We start from the raw sequence: 16,618 nt of genomic DNA, 5'->3' as shown, positions 1-16,618 counted from the left end.
CCCCGCCATGTCCGTGATCCCGCCCCGCGCACCGGATGTCGAGGAAGCCTCGCTCTACGCCTCGCACCAGAAGGTCTATCCACGCGCGGTGCAGGGCGTGGTGCGGCGCGTGAAATGGGCGGCGCTGATCCTGCTGCTCGGCCTCTATTACCTGGTGCCCTGGCTCCGCTGGGATCGCGGGCCGAATGCACCGGACCAGGCGGTGCTGGTGGATATGGGCCACGCGCGGCTGTTCTTCTTCTGGTTCGAGCTCTGGCCGCAGGAGATCTATTTCCTGACGGGCGTGCTGGTGCTCTGCGCCATCGGGCTCTTTGCCGTCACCTCGCTGTTCGGCCGGGTCTGGTGTGGCTTCACCTGCCCGCAAACCGTCTGGACCGACCTGTTCATGTGGGTGGAGCGCCGGATCGAAGGCGACCGCAACGCCCGCATCAAGCTGGATCACGGCCCGCGTGACCGTGCCTGGTGGCGCGCCAAGGTGATCAAGCACGGCGCCTGGCTGGCTATCGCCATGGCGACCGGCGGCGCATGGATCATGTATTTCAACGACACACCTAGCACGAGCTGGGCCATGCTGACCGGCCAGGCCAGCCTGACGGTCTATGGCTTCTTCGCGCTGTTCACCGCCACGACCTATGTGCTGGCGGGTGCCGCGCGGGAGCAGGTCTGCACCTATATGTGCCCCTGGCCGCGCTTTCAGGGCGCCATGCTCGATGAGAACAGCCTCGTCGTCACCTATCGGGACTGGCGGGGCGAGCCGCGCGGCAAGCCGACCGATCCGGATGCCGGCGATTGCGTGGATTGCAAGGCCTGCGTGCATGTCTGCCCCACCGGCATTGATATCCGCGACGGCCAGCAGCTGGAATGCATCGGCTGCGGCTTGTGCGTGGATGCCTGCGACGACGTGATGAAGCGCCTCAACCGGCCAACCGGGCTCGTCGCCTTCGAGACGCTGAAGAACCTGGCCGCCAGCGAGGCCGCGACCAAGGGCATGGCGCCCGGACCCGCGCGGCTGGAACGCGGCATGTCGGTGCGTGTGGCGCAGAAGATCATCCGGCCGCGCATGCTGGTCTATGTCGGCGTTCTCGGCGCCGCCATCCTGCTGATGATGGGCGCCTGGCTGATGCGGCAGACGCTGACCCTGACCGTGCTGCGGGACCGCGCGCCGCTTTACGTGCAGCTCGCCGATGGCGGGGTGCGCAACGCCTATACCCTGAAGCTGGCCAACAAGCTGCGCGGCGAATTGGCGCTTTCCCTCGTGCTGGAGGGGCCGCAGGGCTTGCGCCTGCTGGTGCAGGATGCGGGCCTGGATGCGCAGGGCCGGCCCGTGCTGACCACGCGTGAGGATGGCATCACGCAATGGCGCGCCCTGATCACCGCACCCGAGGGGCTGCGGCTGCGCGGCAGCACGGCCATCACCTTCCGCCTGCTGGATGCGCAGGGCACCAGCGTGGCCCGCCAGTCCAGCGTCTTCCTGGGGCCCGAGCGATGAAAAGCCAGGCGCATGACCCCAACCGCAGCGGCTGGATCCCCTGGGTCTTCGTCGGCGGGATGCTGGTGGTGATCCTGGTGAACGGCGTGCTGATCTTCTCGGCGCTGTCCACCTTCACCGGCGTCAGCGTCGGCCAGGCCTATGATCGCGGCCGCGACTACAACCGCGTGCTGGAGGAAGCCGCGCGCCAGGATGCGCTGGGCTGGTCGCTCCGCGTGGCGCGGGAGGCGGATCGCCTGGCCATCACCGCCCGTGATCGTGACGGCGCGCCCGTGGCGGGCGTGGTCGAGGCGCATCTGCTGCGGCCGCTCGATGGGCAGCGCGTGGCCCTGCCGGATGCGTCCGGTGCGGGCCGCTTCGTGCTGGACCTGCCCGAATTGCGCGCCGGCCAATGGGAGTTCCGCGGCCTGCTGATTTCTGCCGCAGGTGAGCGCCATGACCTGCGGCAGAGATTCACGCTGCCATGAGCCTGATCGGCCACCCCCGCTGCGCCCATTGCGGCGCACCAAGCACCGCCCGCTTCTGCTGCGTGGGCTGCGAGGGCGCGCATGCGCTGGTGCAGGGCCTGGGGCTGGATGCCTTCTACCAGCGGCGGGAGGGGGCGCTCGGCCTGCTCAAGCCGCTCGATCCGCCGAGCGCCGATTTCGCCAGCCTCGCCCGCAGCGATGCGGCAGGCGGCCAGACGCTGGAGCTGATGGTTTCAGGCCTGACCTGCGGCGCCTGCATCTGGCTGGTGGAACAGGCCCTGGCGGCCGAGCCCGACGTGACCCGCGCCCGCGCCAATCTCTCGACACGACGGCTGACCGTGGCCTGGCGTGGGGCGGCTGAACGCGGCAACGACCTCGCTGCGCTGATCGCCCGGCTGGGCTTTCGCGTCGCTCCCTTCTCGCCCGCCTGCCTGCGCGCCAGCGAGGATGCAGAAGGCCGCGAACTGACCCGGGCGCTGGGAATCGCCAGCTTCGGGGCGATGAATGTGATGCTCGTCTCCGTCGCCGTCTGGGCCGGCGGCGACATGGGCGAGCAGACGCGCCACATGATGCATTGGCTGGCCGCGCTGATCGGCTTGCCGACCATCGCCTATGCCGGGATGCCGCTGTTCCGTTCCGCCTGGCGCGGCCTTCGCATGGGCCGGCTCAACATGGATTGCGCGGTCTCGCTCGGCATTCTGGCCACCGCGGCGATGTCCCTCAGCGAGACCATCCGCAACGGCGCCTTCACCTGGTTTGATGGCGCGACGGCGCTGCTGGCGCTGATGCTCGCCGGCCGCGTGCTGGACCGCGCCGCCCGCCGCCGCGCGCGCCAGAGCGCCGCCGAATTGCTGGCCCTGCAGGAAGGCCCGGTGACCGTGCTGGGCGAGACGCATCCGGTCGCGGTGGAGCGGGTCGTGGCCGGCGCGCAGATCCTGGTCGCGAGCGGGGAGCGCCTGCGGCTGGATGCCGTGCTGGAAGACCCGCAGGCCATGCTCGATACGGCCGCCACCACGGGCGAGAGCCAGCCGCGCCGCTTCGCGGCTGGTGAGGCGCTGGCCGCCGGCGCGATCAACATGGGCGCGCCCTTCATCGCCCGCGTCACCGCCACCGCGCGGGATGGCTCGCTGGCCGCCATGGGGCGGCTGCTGGAACAGGCCGAGCAGGCGCGCGGGCGCTACACCTCGATCGCCGATATCGCGGCGCGCATCTATGTGCCCGTGGCGCATGTCATCGCGCTGCTGACCTTCCTGGGCTGGTGGGGGCTGGCCGGGCTCTCCTGGGAGGCGGCGCTGGTGCCCGCGGTAGCGGCGCTGATCATCACCTGCCCCTGTGGCCTCGCCATCGCCGTGCCGGCCGTGCAGGTGGTGGCCAGCGGCGCGTTGTTCCGGCGTGGCGTGCTGGTCGCCTCGCCCACGGCGCTGGAGCGGCTGGCCTCGGCGGATCATGTGGTGCTGGACAAGACCGGCACCCTGACCGAAGGCCGGCCCCGCCTGCTGCCGGGCGCCTGGACCGAGGCTGATCTGCGCGCCGCGGCCGCGCTGGCCGCCGGCAGCCGGCACCCCCTGGCACGCGCCCTCTCGCGCGCCTGCCCCGAGGTGCAACCCGCCTCCGGATTGCTGGAAGTGCCGGGCGAAGGGCTGCTCCTGGGTGAGACGCGGCTCGGTTCCGCCCGCTTCGTCGGGCACGCGGATGACGCCGGTTTGAGCCTGCATCTGGCCCGCCCAGATGCGGCGCCCATCGCCTTTCGCTTCGCGGATTCGCTGCGGGCGGATGCGCTCGCCGCCATGCGGGAGTTTCAGCTTGCGGGGCTGACCGTCGAGTTGCTCTCGGGCGACGCGCCGGATGTTGTGGGCCGCATCGCGGCTGAAGCCGGCATCACGCATTTCACCGCCCGCGCGACGCCCGAGGCCAAGGCCGCCCGCATCGCCGCCCTGGCGGCCGAAGGGCGGCGCGTGCTGATGGTGGGGGACGGCATCAATGACGCCGCCGCCCTGGCCAGTGCCCATGTCTCGGCCGCACCCGCCGAGGGCACGGATCTGGCCCAGGCGGCGAGTGATTTCATCCTCATGGGGGGCGGCCTGCTGCCGCTGGCCGAGGCGGTGCAGCGCGCGCGATTGGCCCAGCGCGTGGCGGTGCAGAACATCGCGCTGGCCTTCGGCTACAACATCATCGCCGTGCCGGTCGCCATCGCGGGCTTCGCCACGCCGCTGATCGCGGCGCTGGTGATGGCGACCTCCTCGCTGGCGGTGATCACCAATGCGCTGCGGGTGGGCCGTGGCCCCCTTCTGCGCCAATCAGGGCCTCGCTGATGGACACGCTGGTCTGGCTGATCCCGCTGGCGCTGTTCCTGGGTGGCCTCGGCCTCTGGGCCTTCATCTGGGCGCTGCGCTCGGGCCAATACGATGATCTGGATGGCGCAGCCGCGCGCATCCTGTTCGACGACGACCTCAAGAAAGGAGGCTGACCATGCCCATCTCCTCGGGCTTCTTCATGGTGCTTGCGGGCATCTTCGCGCTGATCGGACTGTTCGGCGCCGCCGTGGCGGAGGGCTATCTCTATGCCTATTCGCTGATGCTCATCGGCTTCGGGCTGTTCTATGGCTACGGCATCATCAAGCGCCATTTCGACGCGCAGGATGCGGCAAACCACTGACTTCGCGGCCCTCGCCCGCCGGGCCGCGCGGCCCGGCTTCGGGTTGCAGGGGCTTTGCGCCAAACGCATGGCAGAACGTCTTCCGGATTTATTTGACTTCCCGCGGCTAATCTGCGCTTTTGCTCTCACCTTCGTCTTGCCGTGCCGACCCCAGAAGCTCTTCTCAGACCAACTGGATGTGTACCCGCTGGACAGCGCTCACCCTTGCCGGGAAAGGTTCGGGTGAAGAACGCGCGTCCCGCGAAGTCCGGCTGGAGTGGGTGATATGCGTCGGACATTCCCGCACGCACGAGATTATGGAGAATAAGCGGATGGCTTCAGGCACCGTTAAGTGGTTCAACGCAACCAAGGGCTACGGCTTCATTTCGCCGGCCGGTGGTGGTTCCGATGTGTTCGTGCACATCACGGCCGTTCAGGCCGCTGGCCTTCAGGGCCTCAATGATGGTCAGCAGATTTCCTACGACCTGACGGAAGAGCGCGGCAAGACGTCCGCGGTCAACCTCAAGGCGGGCTGATTTCGGCGGCCCTCCCGGGCTGCTGACAGAGAAGGGCGCCCCTGCAAGGGGGCGCCCTTTTTGTTTGGGAAAGCGCCGCCTCCAGCAGGCGATGCAAGCGGCCCGTCAGCTTCATCCCTCGCCGCATCAGCCGGCGCAGCGGCGATGCATCTCCGCCCTCTCCATCGCCTCCGCGGAGATCCGGCATTGGGGCGGGCACGGGAATGTCTTCGCCCTTTCGCATGCCATCCTCGCCGGGGGCCACCCTTCCGAAGGGAACGGCCCTGACCCGGGAGGGCTTCAGCCGAACGCGGAGGTTTCGCCGCACCCCCTGGATGCGTTAGACAGGTGCCATGGATCAAACCGCCCCGCACCCCTACCGCGACGGCCTGCCGCCCGCCCCGCCCGGCCCGCCGGAGGGCGAGCAGCACGCCCTGCTGAGCCGCGCCGAGGTGCCCTTCCTCACTGGCCTCACCCAGGGGCCGGTCCTGCCGCTTGCCGTCGTCATCGGGATGATGGCGCTCGGGATTTCCGGCCCGGCCCTGCTGGCTGGGGGTATCGCAGCACTTGGCGCGGGCGCGGTGGTCGCCGCCCTCTCCCGCTATTTTGCCGTGCTGGGCGCCACTGAACGCTATGCCGCCGAGCGCGCGCGCGAACTCATCGAGACCGAAACCTATCCCGAGCGTGAGCGCTGGGAGGTGGCGGCCGTGCTGCATCGCTACGGCCTGCGCGGCGACACGCTGGCCCGTGCCGTCGAGGCGATTGCCGCCGACCAGCGCCGCTGGGTGGATTTCATGATGCGCTTCGAGCTCGATCTGATCGAGCCACAACCAGCCCGCGCCGCGCAGGAAGCGGTGGCGCTGGCGGTCGGCCAGGCTCTGGGGGGGCTGCTGCCGCTTCTGCCGCTGATGCTGCTGCCCATGCCCAGCGCGTTCTGGCCGCTGATCATCGCGCTGTGCGCCATGGCACCGGCCGGCTGGCTGCTGGCCCGCGCGGAGGGACAGGTGGCCCCGGGCGGTGCCTTGCGGGCCCTGCTTCTCGCTGGCGCCGGCGCGCTGGCCGCCCTGGCCCTGATCGCCTTGATGTGATTCGCCTTTCGGTGGTGCGCGCAAGAAACGATTAACCCGATCAAGCGAAGCTGGGCTCCGGAAGAGAGTCCCATGCACCATCTGCCGCGCCTGAAGTCGCCGATGCTCTACCTGGGAGTGGCCCTGACCGGGGCGCTCACCTTGTTGATATTCTGGCTCCCGTTCTTGTGGTTGCCAGTCGCATGGTCTCCCATCGCCTGGATGCCCATCGCCTGGTTGCCGATCACCTGGCCGCCGGTCATCTGGTTTCCAGCCTCCGGATGGCCGCTGACACCCTGGCTGATCTTGCTGGTGCCGCCTTTGGCCGCGCTGGGCTGGCACGGCTCCAGATTGCGACGGGAATTGCAGCTCTGGCGCGCTGTCATGGCCGTGACACCCTATCGAACGGCCATCTACGGGGCCGATGACCGGCTGGTCTGGCATAATGGCAAGCCGGGGCAGAGCTGGACGCAACTGGTCAACTCCGCCGGACCCCGCCCGCGCGTGCAGGAGGTGTTGGACGCCCTCCTGCAGCACCTTCCGCCCGCCGAGCGCGCCGCCGAAATGGAGCGCCGCCTGGCCAAGCACCGCAAGGCCAATGGCGAAGCGTTTGAGGTCCTCGCCGCATCCGGCGCCTGGGAACGCATGCGCCAGATGCGCCTGCCAGGCGGTGAGATCGCGACTTTTTCGGTGGATATTTCGGCCGTCAAGCAAGGTGAGCTGGCACTCGCGGAATCCGAGGGTCAGTTGCGAAATCTGCTGGAAATGGCGCCGGTGGGGATCTGGCAGCTGGATGCGCAGGGGCGGACCGTCTTCGCCAACCGCCGGCTGATCCACCTCTTTGGCGCGGAAGCACCTTTGAGCCTCGCGGAGGCCGGGCTTGTGCTGGCCGGTCCCGCCGCGCCGGACGGTCCTTTCGGCTTCGCCACGGAGACCGAGAACGAGGTCCGCCTCAACCTGCCCGGCAAGCCGGAGCAGCGGCTCCTCGTCACGGCCTCGCCCTGGATTTGCTCGGCCCGGGGCGCGCGTGGCTGCGTGCTCTCCATCCTCGATGTCACGCCGCTCCGGGCCGCGCAGGAGCGTATCGAACATCTCGTCGAACGCGATCCGCTGACCGGCCTTGCCAACCGCGCCACCTTTCGCGCGGCGCTGGAGGGCATGGTGCAGGACCCGCAGGGGGGCGTGCTGGTGCTTGTGGATCTCGACCAATTCAAGGCCGCCAATGACCGGCACGGCCATGCCGTCGGCGATGCGTTGCTGATCGAGGCGGCGCGCCGGCTCCAGGAGGCAGTGCGTCCAGCCGATCTGGTGAGCCGCCTTGGCGGCGATGAATACGCCATCCTGGCCTTCGGCGCCTCCGCCGAGCGCGCGCAACCCCTGGCCGATCGCCTGCGCCAGGCCTTGCGGCAGCCGTTGGAGATCGGCGGGCTCGACATGCCACTCTCAGCCAGCCTCGGCGTTGCCTGCGCGCCCGAGCATGGGCTGGACCCCGACGCGCTGCTCCGCGCGGCCGACCTCGCTCTCCTGGAAGCCCGCAGCGCGGGGCGGGACACGGCGGCCCTGTTCCAGCCGGCGCTCCGCGAAAGGGCGGAGCAGCGGGCCGAGCTGCGTGAGGCCTTCGCCGAGGCGCTGGATGGCGGTGAACTGGAACTTCATCTGCAGCCGCAACAGGATCTGGAAACCCAGACCATGATCGGCGCCGAAGCGCTGATCCGGTGGAACAGTGCGCGGCTTGGCCGCTGGGTTTCCCCTGCCGAGCTGATTCCCGCCGCGGCCGAGGCCGGTTTGCTGCTGCAGCTGGACCGCTTTGTGCTGCGCCGTTCGGTGGAGCTTCTGGCCGGTTGGGGCACGCGGCCGGACGCGCCGCGCCATCTGGGGATCAATATTTCGATCTCGACGCTGCACGATCCGGGCTTTGCCCGCGAAGTGGCGGAGGCGCTGAGCGCTGGTGGCGTGGAGCCGGGGCAGCTGGAAATCGAAATCCCGGAGGATCTCGCCATCCGGGACCTGCCTTCCGTCGCGCGGACCCTGGCTGCCCTGCGTGAGATCGGCGTGCCGCTCTCGCTGGATGATTTCGGTGGCGGGCATTCGGGGCTGCCGCATGTGGTGCGGTTGCCGGTGCAGCGCCTCAAGCTGGACCGTTCCATCACCGCGGGCCTGCCGGATGATCCCAAATCCTTTGCCGTGCTGCGCGCCACCATGGCCCTCGCCCGCGGCATGGGGATCGAGGTGATCGGCGAGGGAGTGGAAACCGAGGGCCAGGCCTTCGCCCTGCGCCGGGCCGGCTGCCATATCATCCAGGGCTGGCTGGTCTCGCGCCCCATGGCGCCAGAGGAACTCGTGCCGCCGATCCTGCCGGAAAAGCGGCGCGCCCTGGCCTGAGAAGCCGGCTGGCAACCCGGCAAGGCGCCACCTGCTGCGCATGGCTCTTGAACCATCCCAGCCGGCCGGATGGCTGATGAGGCTGGGGCATCATCCGTTCAAACGGGATCGTTTGGACGGATAAAGATGCCGGAAAATCAATGATCTGGAGGTTGTGTGGTGAGCCCTTGCGAACGGAACAAGCTCTAGGTCCGGGGCTTCTGCTCCGGCGGCTCCATCAGGCTGCCCTCCAGCAGGGCACGCCGTTGCGCCGCCTCGGCTGCGTCCTGCGCTTTTTGCCCGCGGGTGCGGCCAAAGGCCTCGCGGTTGGCCGCGGCCTGGGCGGCCTCGCTCGCCTTGTCCCGGGCGCGGCGCCACTTTCGAAGATTCACAACCTCGCCCATGCTGCGCCTCCCGGATCACGCGCCATCACCATGGCGCATGGACCGGCCTTTGCCGAGGGGATGCGTCACCGCCGCGGTGATCCAATCTCAGCCTCCAACAGCCTGCCCAGGGGTTTCATCCATGCAGATCACACTCACCGCCGCCGATGGCCACAGCCTCGCCGCCTATCGGGCCGGTCCCGCCGATGCCAAGGCGGGCCTCGTCATCGTCCAGGAGATTTTCGGCGTGAACCGCCACATGCGCCGGGTGGCCGACAGCTTCGCCCAGGCTGGCTACGCGGTGATCTGCCCTGCCCTGTTCGACCGCACCGAGCGCGGTGTGGAACTGGGCTACACCAGCGATGATGTGGCCCGCGGCCGCGGCCTGCGCGGCAAGATTGACGAGCATCTCACCCTGCTCGATGTGCTGGCAGCCGCCGGCGCCCTGCCGGCAGGCTTGCCGCGCGGCATCGTCGGCTATTGCTGGGGTGGCAGCGTCGCCTGGCATGGCGCCACGCGCAGCTCGGCCTTTCGCGCCTCGGTCGGCTGGTATGGCGGCGGCATCGCGGCCGCCCGGGAGGAGGCGCCGCGCTGCCCCGTCCAGCTCCATTTCGGCGAGGTGGATGGCTCGATCCCACTCAGCGATGTGGCTGCCATCCAGGCCGCACGGCCCGAGGTCGAGGTCTTCGTCTATCCGGGTGCCGGGCATGGATTCGGCTGCGAGGAACGCGGGAGCTACGTCGCCAAGGATGCCGAGGTGGCCCAAACACGGACGCTCGAATTCTTCGCCAGGCATTTGTGAACAATCTTCGCCCCGGGCGGGAGGCGGCTGCCCGGACTGGGCTTGACCACCGCATCCACCATGCTCAGCCCACACGCTCCTGCCCGCCCTGGGGAGGCGTCCGGGGCAGGCTGGCGAGGATCGCGGCACCGGTGGCCAGCAGCAGAATGACCACGGCCATGCCGGCGCGCTGGCTTTTGGTGAGATCCGTCACCAGCGCCAGGGCGGCGGGGCCGAGGAAGCCCGTGGCCCGTCCCGAGAGGGCGAACAAGCCGAAATAGGCGGCGATCTCGGCCGGTGGCGCCAGCTGCGCCATCAGGCTGCGGCTGGCCGCCTGGGCCGGGCCGAAAAACAGGCCGAGCAGGACGCCAAGCACCCAGAAGGCGGATTTGCTGTCCACCACCAGCATGCCGCCGCCCAGGGCCATCAGCGCCAGCAGCGCGCAAAGGATGGTGGTGCGCGCGCCCAGCCTCTCCTCCACCCAGCCGCCAGCGAAGGCGCCGAGGCCACCCGTGACGTTCAGCGCGATACCAAAAAGCAGGATCTCTTCGAAACCCATGCCAAAGACGCCCGCCGCATAGATCGCCCCAAAGGCAAAGAGCACGTTCAATCCATCGGTGTAGAAAAGCCGCGCCAGCAGGAAGCGCGCGATGACGCGCTGGCGGGGCAGCCCACGCAGCAGCCGCAGCAGCTCCGCAACCCCCTGGGTGGCCGCGATGCCCCAGGGCGTCCGGCTGGCGCTTTTTTCCGGCAGAAAGACCAGCACGGGCCAGGCGAAGATGAGCAACCAGGCCGCGACCAGCAGCGCCGTGGCGCGCACATGCTCGGCCGAATCGCGATCCAGCCCGAAGAATGAGGGGTTGGGCTGCACCAGCAGCGCCAGGCACAGCACGAGGCAAGCCAACCCGCCCGCATAGCCCAACGCCCAGCCAATGCCCGAGAGGCGGCCCAGCCGCTCGCGCGTGGTCGCCTCGGGCAGCATGGCGTTGTAGAAGACCGTGCCGAGTTCGAAGCACAAGGTAGCCAGCGCGACGCAGAGCAGTGCCCAGGCCGCGTAGCCGGGCTCGGGCCGCGCGAACCAGATGCCGGCGGTGAAAAGCGCGGTCAGCAGCGTGCAGATCAGCAGCATCAGCCGGCGCCGGCCGCCCGCATCGGCGATGGCGCCCAGCAGCGGTGAGAGCAGGCCGATGGACAGCCCCACCAGCGCCTGCATCCAGCCCCACATCACCTGGCCGGAGACAGGGTCGGGGGCGATACCCCGGGTGAAATAGGCGGCGATGACGAAGGTGGAGACCACCGTCGGGAAGGCGCTATTGGCCCAATCATAGCTGGCCCAAGCCCATTCGCGGCGCGTCATCGGCTACTCCCTCCCTCGGCCCGCCTGGATTGACCATCGGGCCGGCGCATAGCCACCCTCGTCTCGATTCACGGTGCAGGATGCAGCATGCCAGTTTCACCCAATGGTGAAACCTCACAGCCAAGGCTGGTCTTCCTGCATGTCCCGCGCAGTGGCGGGACGACGCTGCATGAGGCCTTCGCCGCGAAGTTCACGGACTCCGAGATTTGCCGCGAAAGGATGAACCGGCTGGAGCGTGTCGGCAGCGCTGAATTGGGCACATACCACCTCTTTTCAGGCCATTACCGCTTCGAACACCTCGCCCTGATCCCGCCACCGCGCTTGGCCGTCACCGTGCTCCGCGAACCGCGCGCCAGGTTGTTTTCGCTGTATCATCACTGGCGGCGGCATTGGGCGGATCTGGCCAGGGAGGATCGTGGCCTGCGCCACGCACAGCAGCTGGACCTGATCGATTTCCTGCGCTCCCCGGACATCGCGGTGGTGGAGGCCTTTGACAATGCCATGGCCCGCCAATTGGCCGGCGACAGCCGCGCACGAGCGCCCGGCACCTATACCCGCTGGGCCTGGGCGGACCAACGCCCACTGGCCGAAGCGGAGATCGTGGCGGCGGCCTGCCGCAACCTGATGGCCCTGGATGCCATCGGCTTCACGCGCTCGCTCGATGCCCTGCACGGCTTCGTCTGCAGGCGGATGGGATGGCCCCTCCCGCAACCCCTGCCGCGCCGTAACGCGATGATGGAGGCCGCCTGGGGCGTGCACCCGGCAAAGCCGGAGCGGCTGAGTGATGAGGTCGTCGAGGCCCTCAATCACCTCACCCGGCTTGACCGGCAGGTGTGGGATTTCGCTCGCATTCAGGCGGGCGCGGAGGGCCTGTTCCGCCCTACAGCGCCGCCAGCGCCCGCGTGGCCACGGTGACCGAGGCGAAATCGGCCTGGATCGCCGCCTCGCGCACAAGCTTTTGCTGCGCCTCGCTGGCCTCCGCCGGGCCGCCGGCCAGCCGCGCGGCCGCCAGCCTTGCCTGGGTGGCCCGCAAATCCGCCAGCAGCGCCGCCCGTGCACGGTCGCCATAAGGGCCATCGGCCGGCATGCGCCGCGCCGCCTCCGCCAGGGCATCGAGGTGGAAGCCAGCGCCAATTTCGGCCCAGGCCGTCGCCGCCGCTTCCGGCGTGGCCTGGCTCCGGCCCGCCAGCGTGACGATCGAAGGGGCGGCCGCCAGCCGTGGGGCGGCGGCCATGAAGGCAGCGAGATCGGCCGGCAGCGCCGGATCGCCGGCATTGCCTTCCATCGCCGAGAGTGTCAGTGCCGCGATGCCCGCCCCGAGGCTGGCGCGCGCCGAAGCCAGGCCATCACGCGCTGGCAGCAGAAGCTCGACGGCGGCAGCCTCCAGCAACTCGCGCAGGACCCCCTGGGCCGCGAGGCGTGGCTCGGGCAAGGCGGTTTCCGCCGCCTCGAAACGCTCTTCCAGGCCGAAGAGTTCCGAGGCGAGCCAGACAGCGCCCACCACCTCAGCCGGCTCAGCCTCGGCGACCAGCCGCGCGAGGCCCGCGCAGCCCAGCCGGTTGGCCACCATATTGGCGAGAGCCGTCGCGACCAGGTCGCGGCGCAGGCGGTGCCGGGCGACGAAGACCGCGAAACTCTCGGCCTGCAGCGCGGTCGGGAAATAGGCGCGCAGCAGCGGCGCGAAAATCGGCTCATCGGGCAAGGTGGAGGCATGGATCACCTCGCCCAGCCAGAGCTTGGCGAAGGGCAGCAGCGCCACGACCTCCGGCCGGGTCAGCGCATCGCCGGATTTGGCGCGGGCCGCCATGGTAGCCGCATCGGGCAGCCCGGCCTGGGCGCGGTCCAGCAGGCCCTCCGCCTCCAGCCGCGCCATCAGCGCGGCCTGGGCGGGCAGCGCCGCGGCACCGGCGCGGGTCTCCAGCGTGACGGCGACGGATTGCAGCGCATTGTCCCGCAGGACGAGTGCCGCGACCTCATCGGTCATGCTGACCAGGAGTTCGTCGCGCTGGCGGCGGGTCATCACGCCCGAGGCCTCGGCATCGGTCAGCAGGATCTTGATGTTCACCTCATGGTCGGAGGTGCTGACGCCGGCGGAATTGTCCAGCGCGTCGGTGTTGATGCGTCCCCCCACTCCTGATGGGCCCGCGCGGGAAATCTCGATGCGGCCCGCCTGCGTCACGCCGAGGTTGGCGCCTTCCCCCACCACCCGCGCGCGGATGTCGCGGCCATCCACGCGGATCGCGTCATTGGCGCGGTCCCCCGCCTCGGCCTGGGTCTCGGTGCTGGCCTTCACATAGGTGCCGATGCCGCCGAAATAGAGCAGGTCCGTGTCCAGCTTCAGGATGGCTTGCAGAATGGCCGCCGGCTCCGCGCGTTCGGCGTTGATGCCGAGCAGCGCGCGGACCTGGGGGCTCAGCGGGATGGTCTTGAGGTTGCGGGCAAACACCCCACCCCCTGCCGAGATCAGCGCCGCATCGTAATCCGCCCAGGAGGAACGCGGCAGGGCAAAGAGCCGCGCGCGCTCGGCATGGCTGCGCGCCGGATCGGGATCGGGGTCGAGGAAGATGTGCCGGTGGTCGAAGGCAGCGACGAGCTTCGATTGCTTGGAGATCAGCAGCCCATTGCCGAAGACGTCGCCCGACATGTCGCCCACGCCGGCCACCGTGAAGGGCGCATCATGGATGGAGCGGCCGAGGGTTTCGACGAAATGCCGCTCGATCATCACCCAGGCGCCGCGGGCCGTGATGCCCATGATCTTGTGGTCATAGCCCGCCGAACCGCCCGAGGCGAAGGCATCGCCCAGCCAGAAGCCGTATTCGGCGGAGAGCCCGTTGGCGATGTCGCTGAAGGTGGCCGTGCCCTTGTCGGCGGCGGCCACGATATAGGGGTCATCGCCATCGCGGCGGCGGATGCCGGGCGGGGTGACGACCGCGATGCCGTGCAGATTATCGGTCAGGTCCAGCATGCCGCGCACCAGCGTGCGATAGGCGGCGATGCCGGTGGACTGGAAGGCCTCGCGCTCGGTTGGAATGGTCCCTTTGAGCACGAAGCCGCCCTTGGCGCCGGTCGGCACGATCACGACGTTCTTGAGGCGCTGCGCCTTCATCAGGCCCAGGATCTCGGTGCGGAAATCCTCCCGCCGGTCGGACCAGCGAATGCCGCCGCGCGCCACCGGCCCGGCCCGCAGGTGGCAGCCCTCCATGCTGGCATTGTGCACGAAGATTTCCCGCCAGGGACGCGGGTTGGGCATCTCTCCCGCCAGGGCCGAATCCAGCTTGAAGGCGAGATAGGGCTTCGCCTGGTAGAAATTCGTGCGCAGCATGGCATCCAGCAGCCGGCGCATGCGTTGAAGAATCCGGTCGGCATCGGGATCCGCCACCTGGTCCAGCAGCCTGGTCCAGGCAGCGTCGAATGCCGCTTCGTCCTCGGGAACTCCGGGGCCAGGGCCATCGGGGCGGAAACGCGCATGAAACAGCTCCAGCAGCAGCTTCGCCGCCTCAGGCTGCGCCGCCAGCGCGGCCGAGACACTCTCCTGCGCGAAGGGGAAGCCGACCTGCTTCAACCAGCGATACATGGCGCGCAGCAGCCAGCATTCCCGCCAATCCAGGCCGGCGCGCAGGACCAGGCGATTGAAGCCATCCGCCTCCACCTCGCCCGCCAGCAGGGCCTCCAGCGCCTGCAGCAGCGCCTCGGCGCGGTCGGCGTGGAACTCGACGCCCGCATCCAGCGTGAACACATGCAGTGAAACGCGGGCCGCCCCTTGAGGGGTGAGCCGGTGTGGCACTTCCTCGATGGCGCGCAGGTCAAGGCTTTCGAACAGCGGCAAGGCATCGGCCAGGGCAAGCGCATGGCCGGGCACGGCAAGGCGCAGCAGAATGCGGTTGGCCGGGCAGCCGGGCGGTTGCAGCACCGCCGCCTCGATCCGCCCGCTGGCCAGCGCAGCCTCCGCCAGGCTGAGATCGGCCACGGCCTGGCCGGGCGTTTCCGTCTCGCGGTAGCTGGGCGGGAAGGCATCCCGCCAGAGGGTGAGGGCGGCGCTCGCCGCGGCCTCACCGCGTTCTTCCACCAGCACATCGGCGAGTTTGTCCCCGAAGCTGCGCGCGGCCTGGGCCACGGCGGCCTCCAGCGCCGCCTGGTCCGGCGTGACAGGATGCGCGGGGTCCGTGCCGATGATGTAGTGCACCCGGGCCAGCGGCGCGTCGCCAAGCGCGATGTAGAAGGCGGAAAGCCGCCCGCCATGGGCGCGGGCCAGCATGGCGCCCACATGGCTGCGCAGCCGCGTGTCGAAGCCCTCGCGCGGGAGCCAGGCGATGACCGAGACGAAGCGCCCGAAGGGATCGGGCCGGAAGAACAGCGCAGGGCGCGGACGGATCGAGAGATCCAGCGCGATGCGGGCACCCGCCAGGATTTCCGCCTCGCTCGCCTGGAACAATTCATCGCGCGGCCAGGTGTCGAGGATGTTGCGCAACGCGCGGCCATCATGGCTGTAGGGCGAGACGCCGGCGGCCGTGAGAATCCGCTCCACCTTGCCACGCAGCAGCGGGATGGAGCGCGGGTTGCGGTTATAGGCCCCCGCGGCAAACAGGCCGAGGAAGAGCCGCACGCCCGTCACCTGCCCATCGGCATCGTGGATGCGCGTCGCGATCACATCGGCATGCTGCGGCCGGTGGACGGTGCTGCGCATATTGGCCTTGGCCACGCTGATGGCCGCCGGCTCCGCGAAGGCCGCGCGCGCGCGATCGGAGAGCGCGGGCAGGCCCGCGAGCGCGTCGAAGACCGGCAGCGCCGGGTCGGCCAGGAGGCCGAGATTTTCGGCGGGCACCACCTCGGCCCCATCGCCCCGCAGGATCAAATGGCGGTGGCCGAGCAGCACGAAGTTGTCATCCCGCAGCCAGCCCAGGAATTCCTGGGCTTCGGCATCGCCGCCGATCTCGGCATCTGCCTGGTTCAGCAGCCGCATCATGGCCGGAAAGTCCCGCACCGCGATGCCCACATCATGCAGCGCGCGGCGCAGGGCCGCTTCCACCTGGGGCCAGCCGCCCGGCTCCATGCCGGGCAGAAGATGGCCAGCGCTGGCGCCGATGGTGACGCGCATCATGCTGTCGCGGCGCTCTCCCACGCCCAGTTCCATGAGGGCGCCGGCGGCATCGCGCGTCACCGCCATCACCGGATGGAGGAATTCCCGCACCACCCGGCCCTCACGCGTCAGCGCGGCCAGGACGGAATCCACCAGGAAGGGCATGTCATCACAGATGATTTCAGCGACCCCATGCGCCCCACGCCCGGAGGCGGGTGGCATGAGGCGCAGCTTCACCTCGCCCGGGGCGCGATGGGCGGCCAGCGCGGCCAGAGAGGCGGCCGCCTCGCGCAGCGCCTCGGGCGGGCGGGAAGCGAGCTCGGTGACCGGCAGCGCGGCGTAGAGCGCGGGCAGCAGAAGCCTGGCCTCCCGCGGCAGGCCCTGGGCGGCGGAGCGCAGCACTTCCTCACGCACCGGGTCGGTGGGCATCGGGGCTTCGGGCATGGCGTCCTCCTGGTGTCCGGCGTTCTTGTTGGTCGCAGTCTCC

Annotated in this window: 14 protein-coding genes; 10 read left to right on the top strand and 4 right to left on the bottom strand. The window is 69.6% G+C overall.

Going from position 1 to position 16,618, the window contains the following annotated elements; all coding sequences use genetic code 11:
- Positions 1-7 precede the first annotated feature (7 nt).
- The 7 genes from ccoG (at position 8) to LHU95_RS01850 (ending at position 6,193) form a co-directional block, all read left to right on the top strand.
- Entirely contained in the window at positions 8-1,489 is a 1,482-nt protein-coding gene (gene ccoG, locus LHU95_RS01880) for a cytochrome c oxidase accessory protein CcoG (RefSeq protein ID WP_248709684.1), read from the top strand.
- Positions 1,486-1,956 carry a FixH family protein gene (locus tag LHU95_RS01875; RefSeq protein WP_248709683.1) on the top strand — a complete coding sequence of 157 codons (471 nt, stop codon included), beginning with the start codon at positions 1,486-1,488 and terminating at the stop codon, positions 1,954-1,956. Before ccoG ends, LHU95_RS01875 begins: the two co-directional genes overlap by 4 nt.
- Positions 1,953-4,268, top strand: a complete 2,316-nt coding sequence (locus LHU95_RS01870) for a copper-translocating P-type ATPase (protein ID WP_248709682.1) — start codon at positions 1,953-1,955, stop codon at positions 4,266-4,268. Before LHU95_RS01875 ends, LHU95_RS01870 begins: the two co-directional genes overlap by 4 nt.
- Complete coding sequence (ccoS, locus tag LHU95_RS01865; RefSeq protein ID WP_248709681.1) at positions 4,268-4,423, top strand: cbb3-type cytochrome oxidase assembly protein CcoS; 156 nt, start codon at positions 4,268-4,270, stop codon at positions 4,421-4,423. The genes LHU95_RS01870 and ccoS overlap by 1 nt, the downstream gene beginning before the upstream one ends.
- A gap of 2 nt (positions 4,424-4,425) precedes the next feature.
- Positions 4,426-4,611, top strand: a complete 186-nt coding sequence (locus LHU95_RS01860; RefSeq protein WP_248709680.1) for a hypothetical protein — start codon at positions 4,426-4,428, stop codon at positions 4,609-4,611.
- Between the two features lie 311 nt (positions 4,612-4,922).
- The gene (locus LHU95_RS01855; RefSeq protein ID WP_248709679.1) at positions 4,923-5,126 is read left to right on the top strand and encodes a cold-shock protein; all 204 of its coding nucleotides are present in this window, start codon (positions 4,923-4,925) and stop codon (positions 5,124-5,126) included.
- A 332-nt stretch (positions 5,127-5,458) separates the two neighbouring features.
- Positions 5,459-6,193 carry a VIT1/CCC1 transporter family protein gene (locus tag LHU95_RS01850; RefSeq protein WP_248709678.1) on the top strand — a complete coding sequence of 245 codons (735 nt, stop codon included), beginning with the start codon at positions 5,459-5,461 and terminating at the stop codon, positions 6,191-6,193.
- Positions 6,194-6,300: 107 nt separating this feature from the next.
- Here LHU95_RS01850 and LHU95_RS01845 read toward each other — a convergent pair whose 3' ends face one another.
- Positions 6,301-6,558 carry a hypothetical protein gene (locus tag LHU95_RS01845; RefSeq protein WP_248709677.1) on the bottom strand — a complete coding sequence of 86 codons (258 nt, stop codon included), beginning with the start codon at positions 6,556-6,558 and terminating at the stop codon, positions 6,301-6,303.
- Between LHU95_RS01845 and LHU95_RS01840 the strand changes: the two genes are divergently transcribed.
- On the top strand, positions 6,557-8,554 hold the full coding sequence (locus LHU95_RS01840) for an EAL domain-containing protein (protein WP_248709676.1): 1,998 nt from the start codon (positions 6,557-6,559) through the stop codon (positions 8,552-8,554). The two genes, LHU95_RS01845 and LHU95_RS01840, sit on opposite strands and share 2 nt — an antisense overlap.
- 185 nt (positions 8,555-8,739) lie before the next feature.
- On the opposite strand, the gene LHU95_RS01835 is transcribed toward LHU95_RS01840, so the two are convergent.
- The gene (locus LHU95_RS01835) at positions 8,740-8,925 is read right to left on the bottom strand and encodes a DUF4169 family protein (protein ID WP_248709675.1); all 186 of its coding nucleotides are present in this window, start codon (positions 8,923-8,925) and stop codon (positions 8,740-8,742) included.
- Positions 8,926-9,058: 133 nt separating this feature from the next.
- Between LHU95_RS01835 and LHU95_RS01830 the strand changes: the two genes are divergently transcribed.
- On the top strand, positions 9,059-9,718 hold the full coding sequence (locus LHU95_RS01830; RefSeq protein ID WP_248709674.1) for a dienelactone hydrolase family protein: 660 nt from the start codon (positions 9,059-9,061) through the stop codon (positions 9,716-9,718).
- Positions 9,719-9,782: 64 nt separating this feature from the next.
- Here the strand turns inward: LHU95_RS01830 and LHU95_RS01825 are convergent, their stop codons facing one another.
- Positions 9,783-11,054 carry an MFS transporter gene (locus LHU95_RS01825; protein ID WP_248709673.1) on the bottom strand — a complete coding sequence of 424 codons (1,272 nt, stop codon included), beginning with the start codon at positions 11,052-11,054 and terminating at the stop codon, positions 9,783-9,785.
- A gap of 87 nt (positions 11,055-11,141) precedes the next feature.
- Here LHU95_RS01825 and LHU95_RS01820 point away from each other — a divergent pair, with 87 nt between their 5' ends.
- On the top strand, positions 11,142-11,969 hold the full coding sequence (locus LHU95_RS01820; protein ID WP_248709672.1) for a sulfotransferase family 2 domain-containing protein: 828 nt from the start codon (positions 11,142-11,144) through the stop codon (positions 11,967-11,969).
- Here the strand turns inward: LHU95_RS01820 and LHU95_RS01815 are convergent.
- Positions 11,935-16,575 carry an NAD-glutamate dehydrogenase domain-containing protein gene (locus tag LHU95_RS01815; RefSeq protein ID WP_283094282.1) on the bottom strand — a complete coding sequence of 1,547 codons (4,641 nt, stop codon included), beginning with the start codon at positions 16,573-16,575 and terminating at the stop codon, positions 11,935-11,937. The genes LHU95_RS01820 and LHU95_RS01815 overlap by 35 nt on opposite strands.
- Positions 16,576-16,618: the final 43 nt, after the last annotated feature.

The organism is Sediminicoccus sp. KRV36, assembly GCF_023243115.1.
Taxonomy (GTDB): domain Bacteria; phylum Pseudomonadota; class Alphaproteobacteria; order Acetobacterales; family Acetobacteraceae; genus Roseococcus.
This window is presented reverse-complemented; position numbering and strand designations above follow the sequence as displayed.

Coding starts and splice junctions, on each gene's coding strand:
- LHU95_RS01845 (WP_248709677.1), bottom strand. CDS start 6,558: ATGACAGCGCGCCAGAGCTGCAATTCCCGTCGCAATCTGGAGCCGTGC.
- ccoS (WP_248709681.1), top strand. CDS start 4,268: ATGGACACGCTGGTCTGGCTGATCCCGCTGGCGCTGTTCCTGGGTGGC.
- LHU95_RS01850 (WP_248709678.1), top strand. CDS start 5,459: ATGGATCAAACCGCCCCGCACCCCTACCGCGACGGCCTGCCGCCCGCC.
- LHU95_RS01815 (WP_283094282.1), bottom strand. CDS start 16,575: ATGCCCGAAGCCCCGATGCCCACCGACCCGGTGCGTGAGGAAGTGCTG.
- LHU95_RS01830 (WP_248709674.1), top strand. CDS start 9,059: ATGCAGATCACACTCACCGCCGCCGATGGCCACAGCCTCGCCGCCTAT.
- LHU95_RS01840 (WP_248709676.1), top strand. CDS start 6,557: ATGGCCGTGACACCCTATCGAACGGCCATCTACGGGGCCGATGACCGG.
- LHU95_RS01820 (WP_248709672.1), top strand. CDS start 11,142: ATGCCAGTTTCACCCAATGGTGAAACCTCACAGCCAAGGCTGGTCTTC.
- LHU95_RS01860 (WP_248709680.1), top strand. CDS start 4,426: ATGCCCATCTCCTCGGGCTTCTTCATGGTGCTTGCGGGCATCTTCGCG.
- LHU95_RS01825 (WP_248709673.1), bottom strand. CDS start 11,054: ATGACGCGCCGCGAATGGGCTTGGGCCAGCTATGATTGGGCCAATAGC.
- LHU95_RS01870 (WP_248709682.1), top strand. CDS start 1,953: ATGAGCCTGATCGGCCACCCCCGCTGCGCCCATTGCGGCGCACCAAGC.
- LHU95_RS01855 (WP_248709679.1), top strand. CDS start 4,923: ATGGCTTCAGGCACCGTTAAGTGGTTCAACGCAACCAAGGGCTACGGC.
- ccoG (WP_248709684.1), top strand. CDS start 8: ATGTCCGTGATCCCGCCCCGCGCACCGGATGTCGAGGAAGCCTCGCTC.
- LHU95_RS01875 (WP_248709683.1), top strand. CDS start 1,486: ATGAAAAGCCAGGCGCATGACCCCAACCGCAGCGGCTGGATCCCCTGG.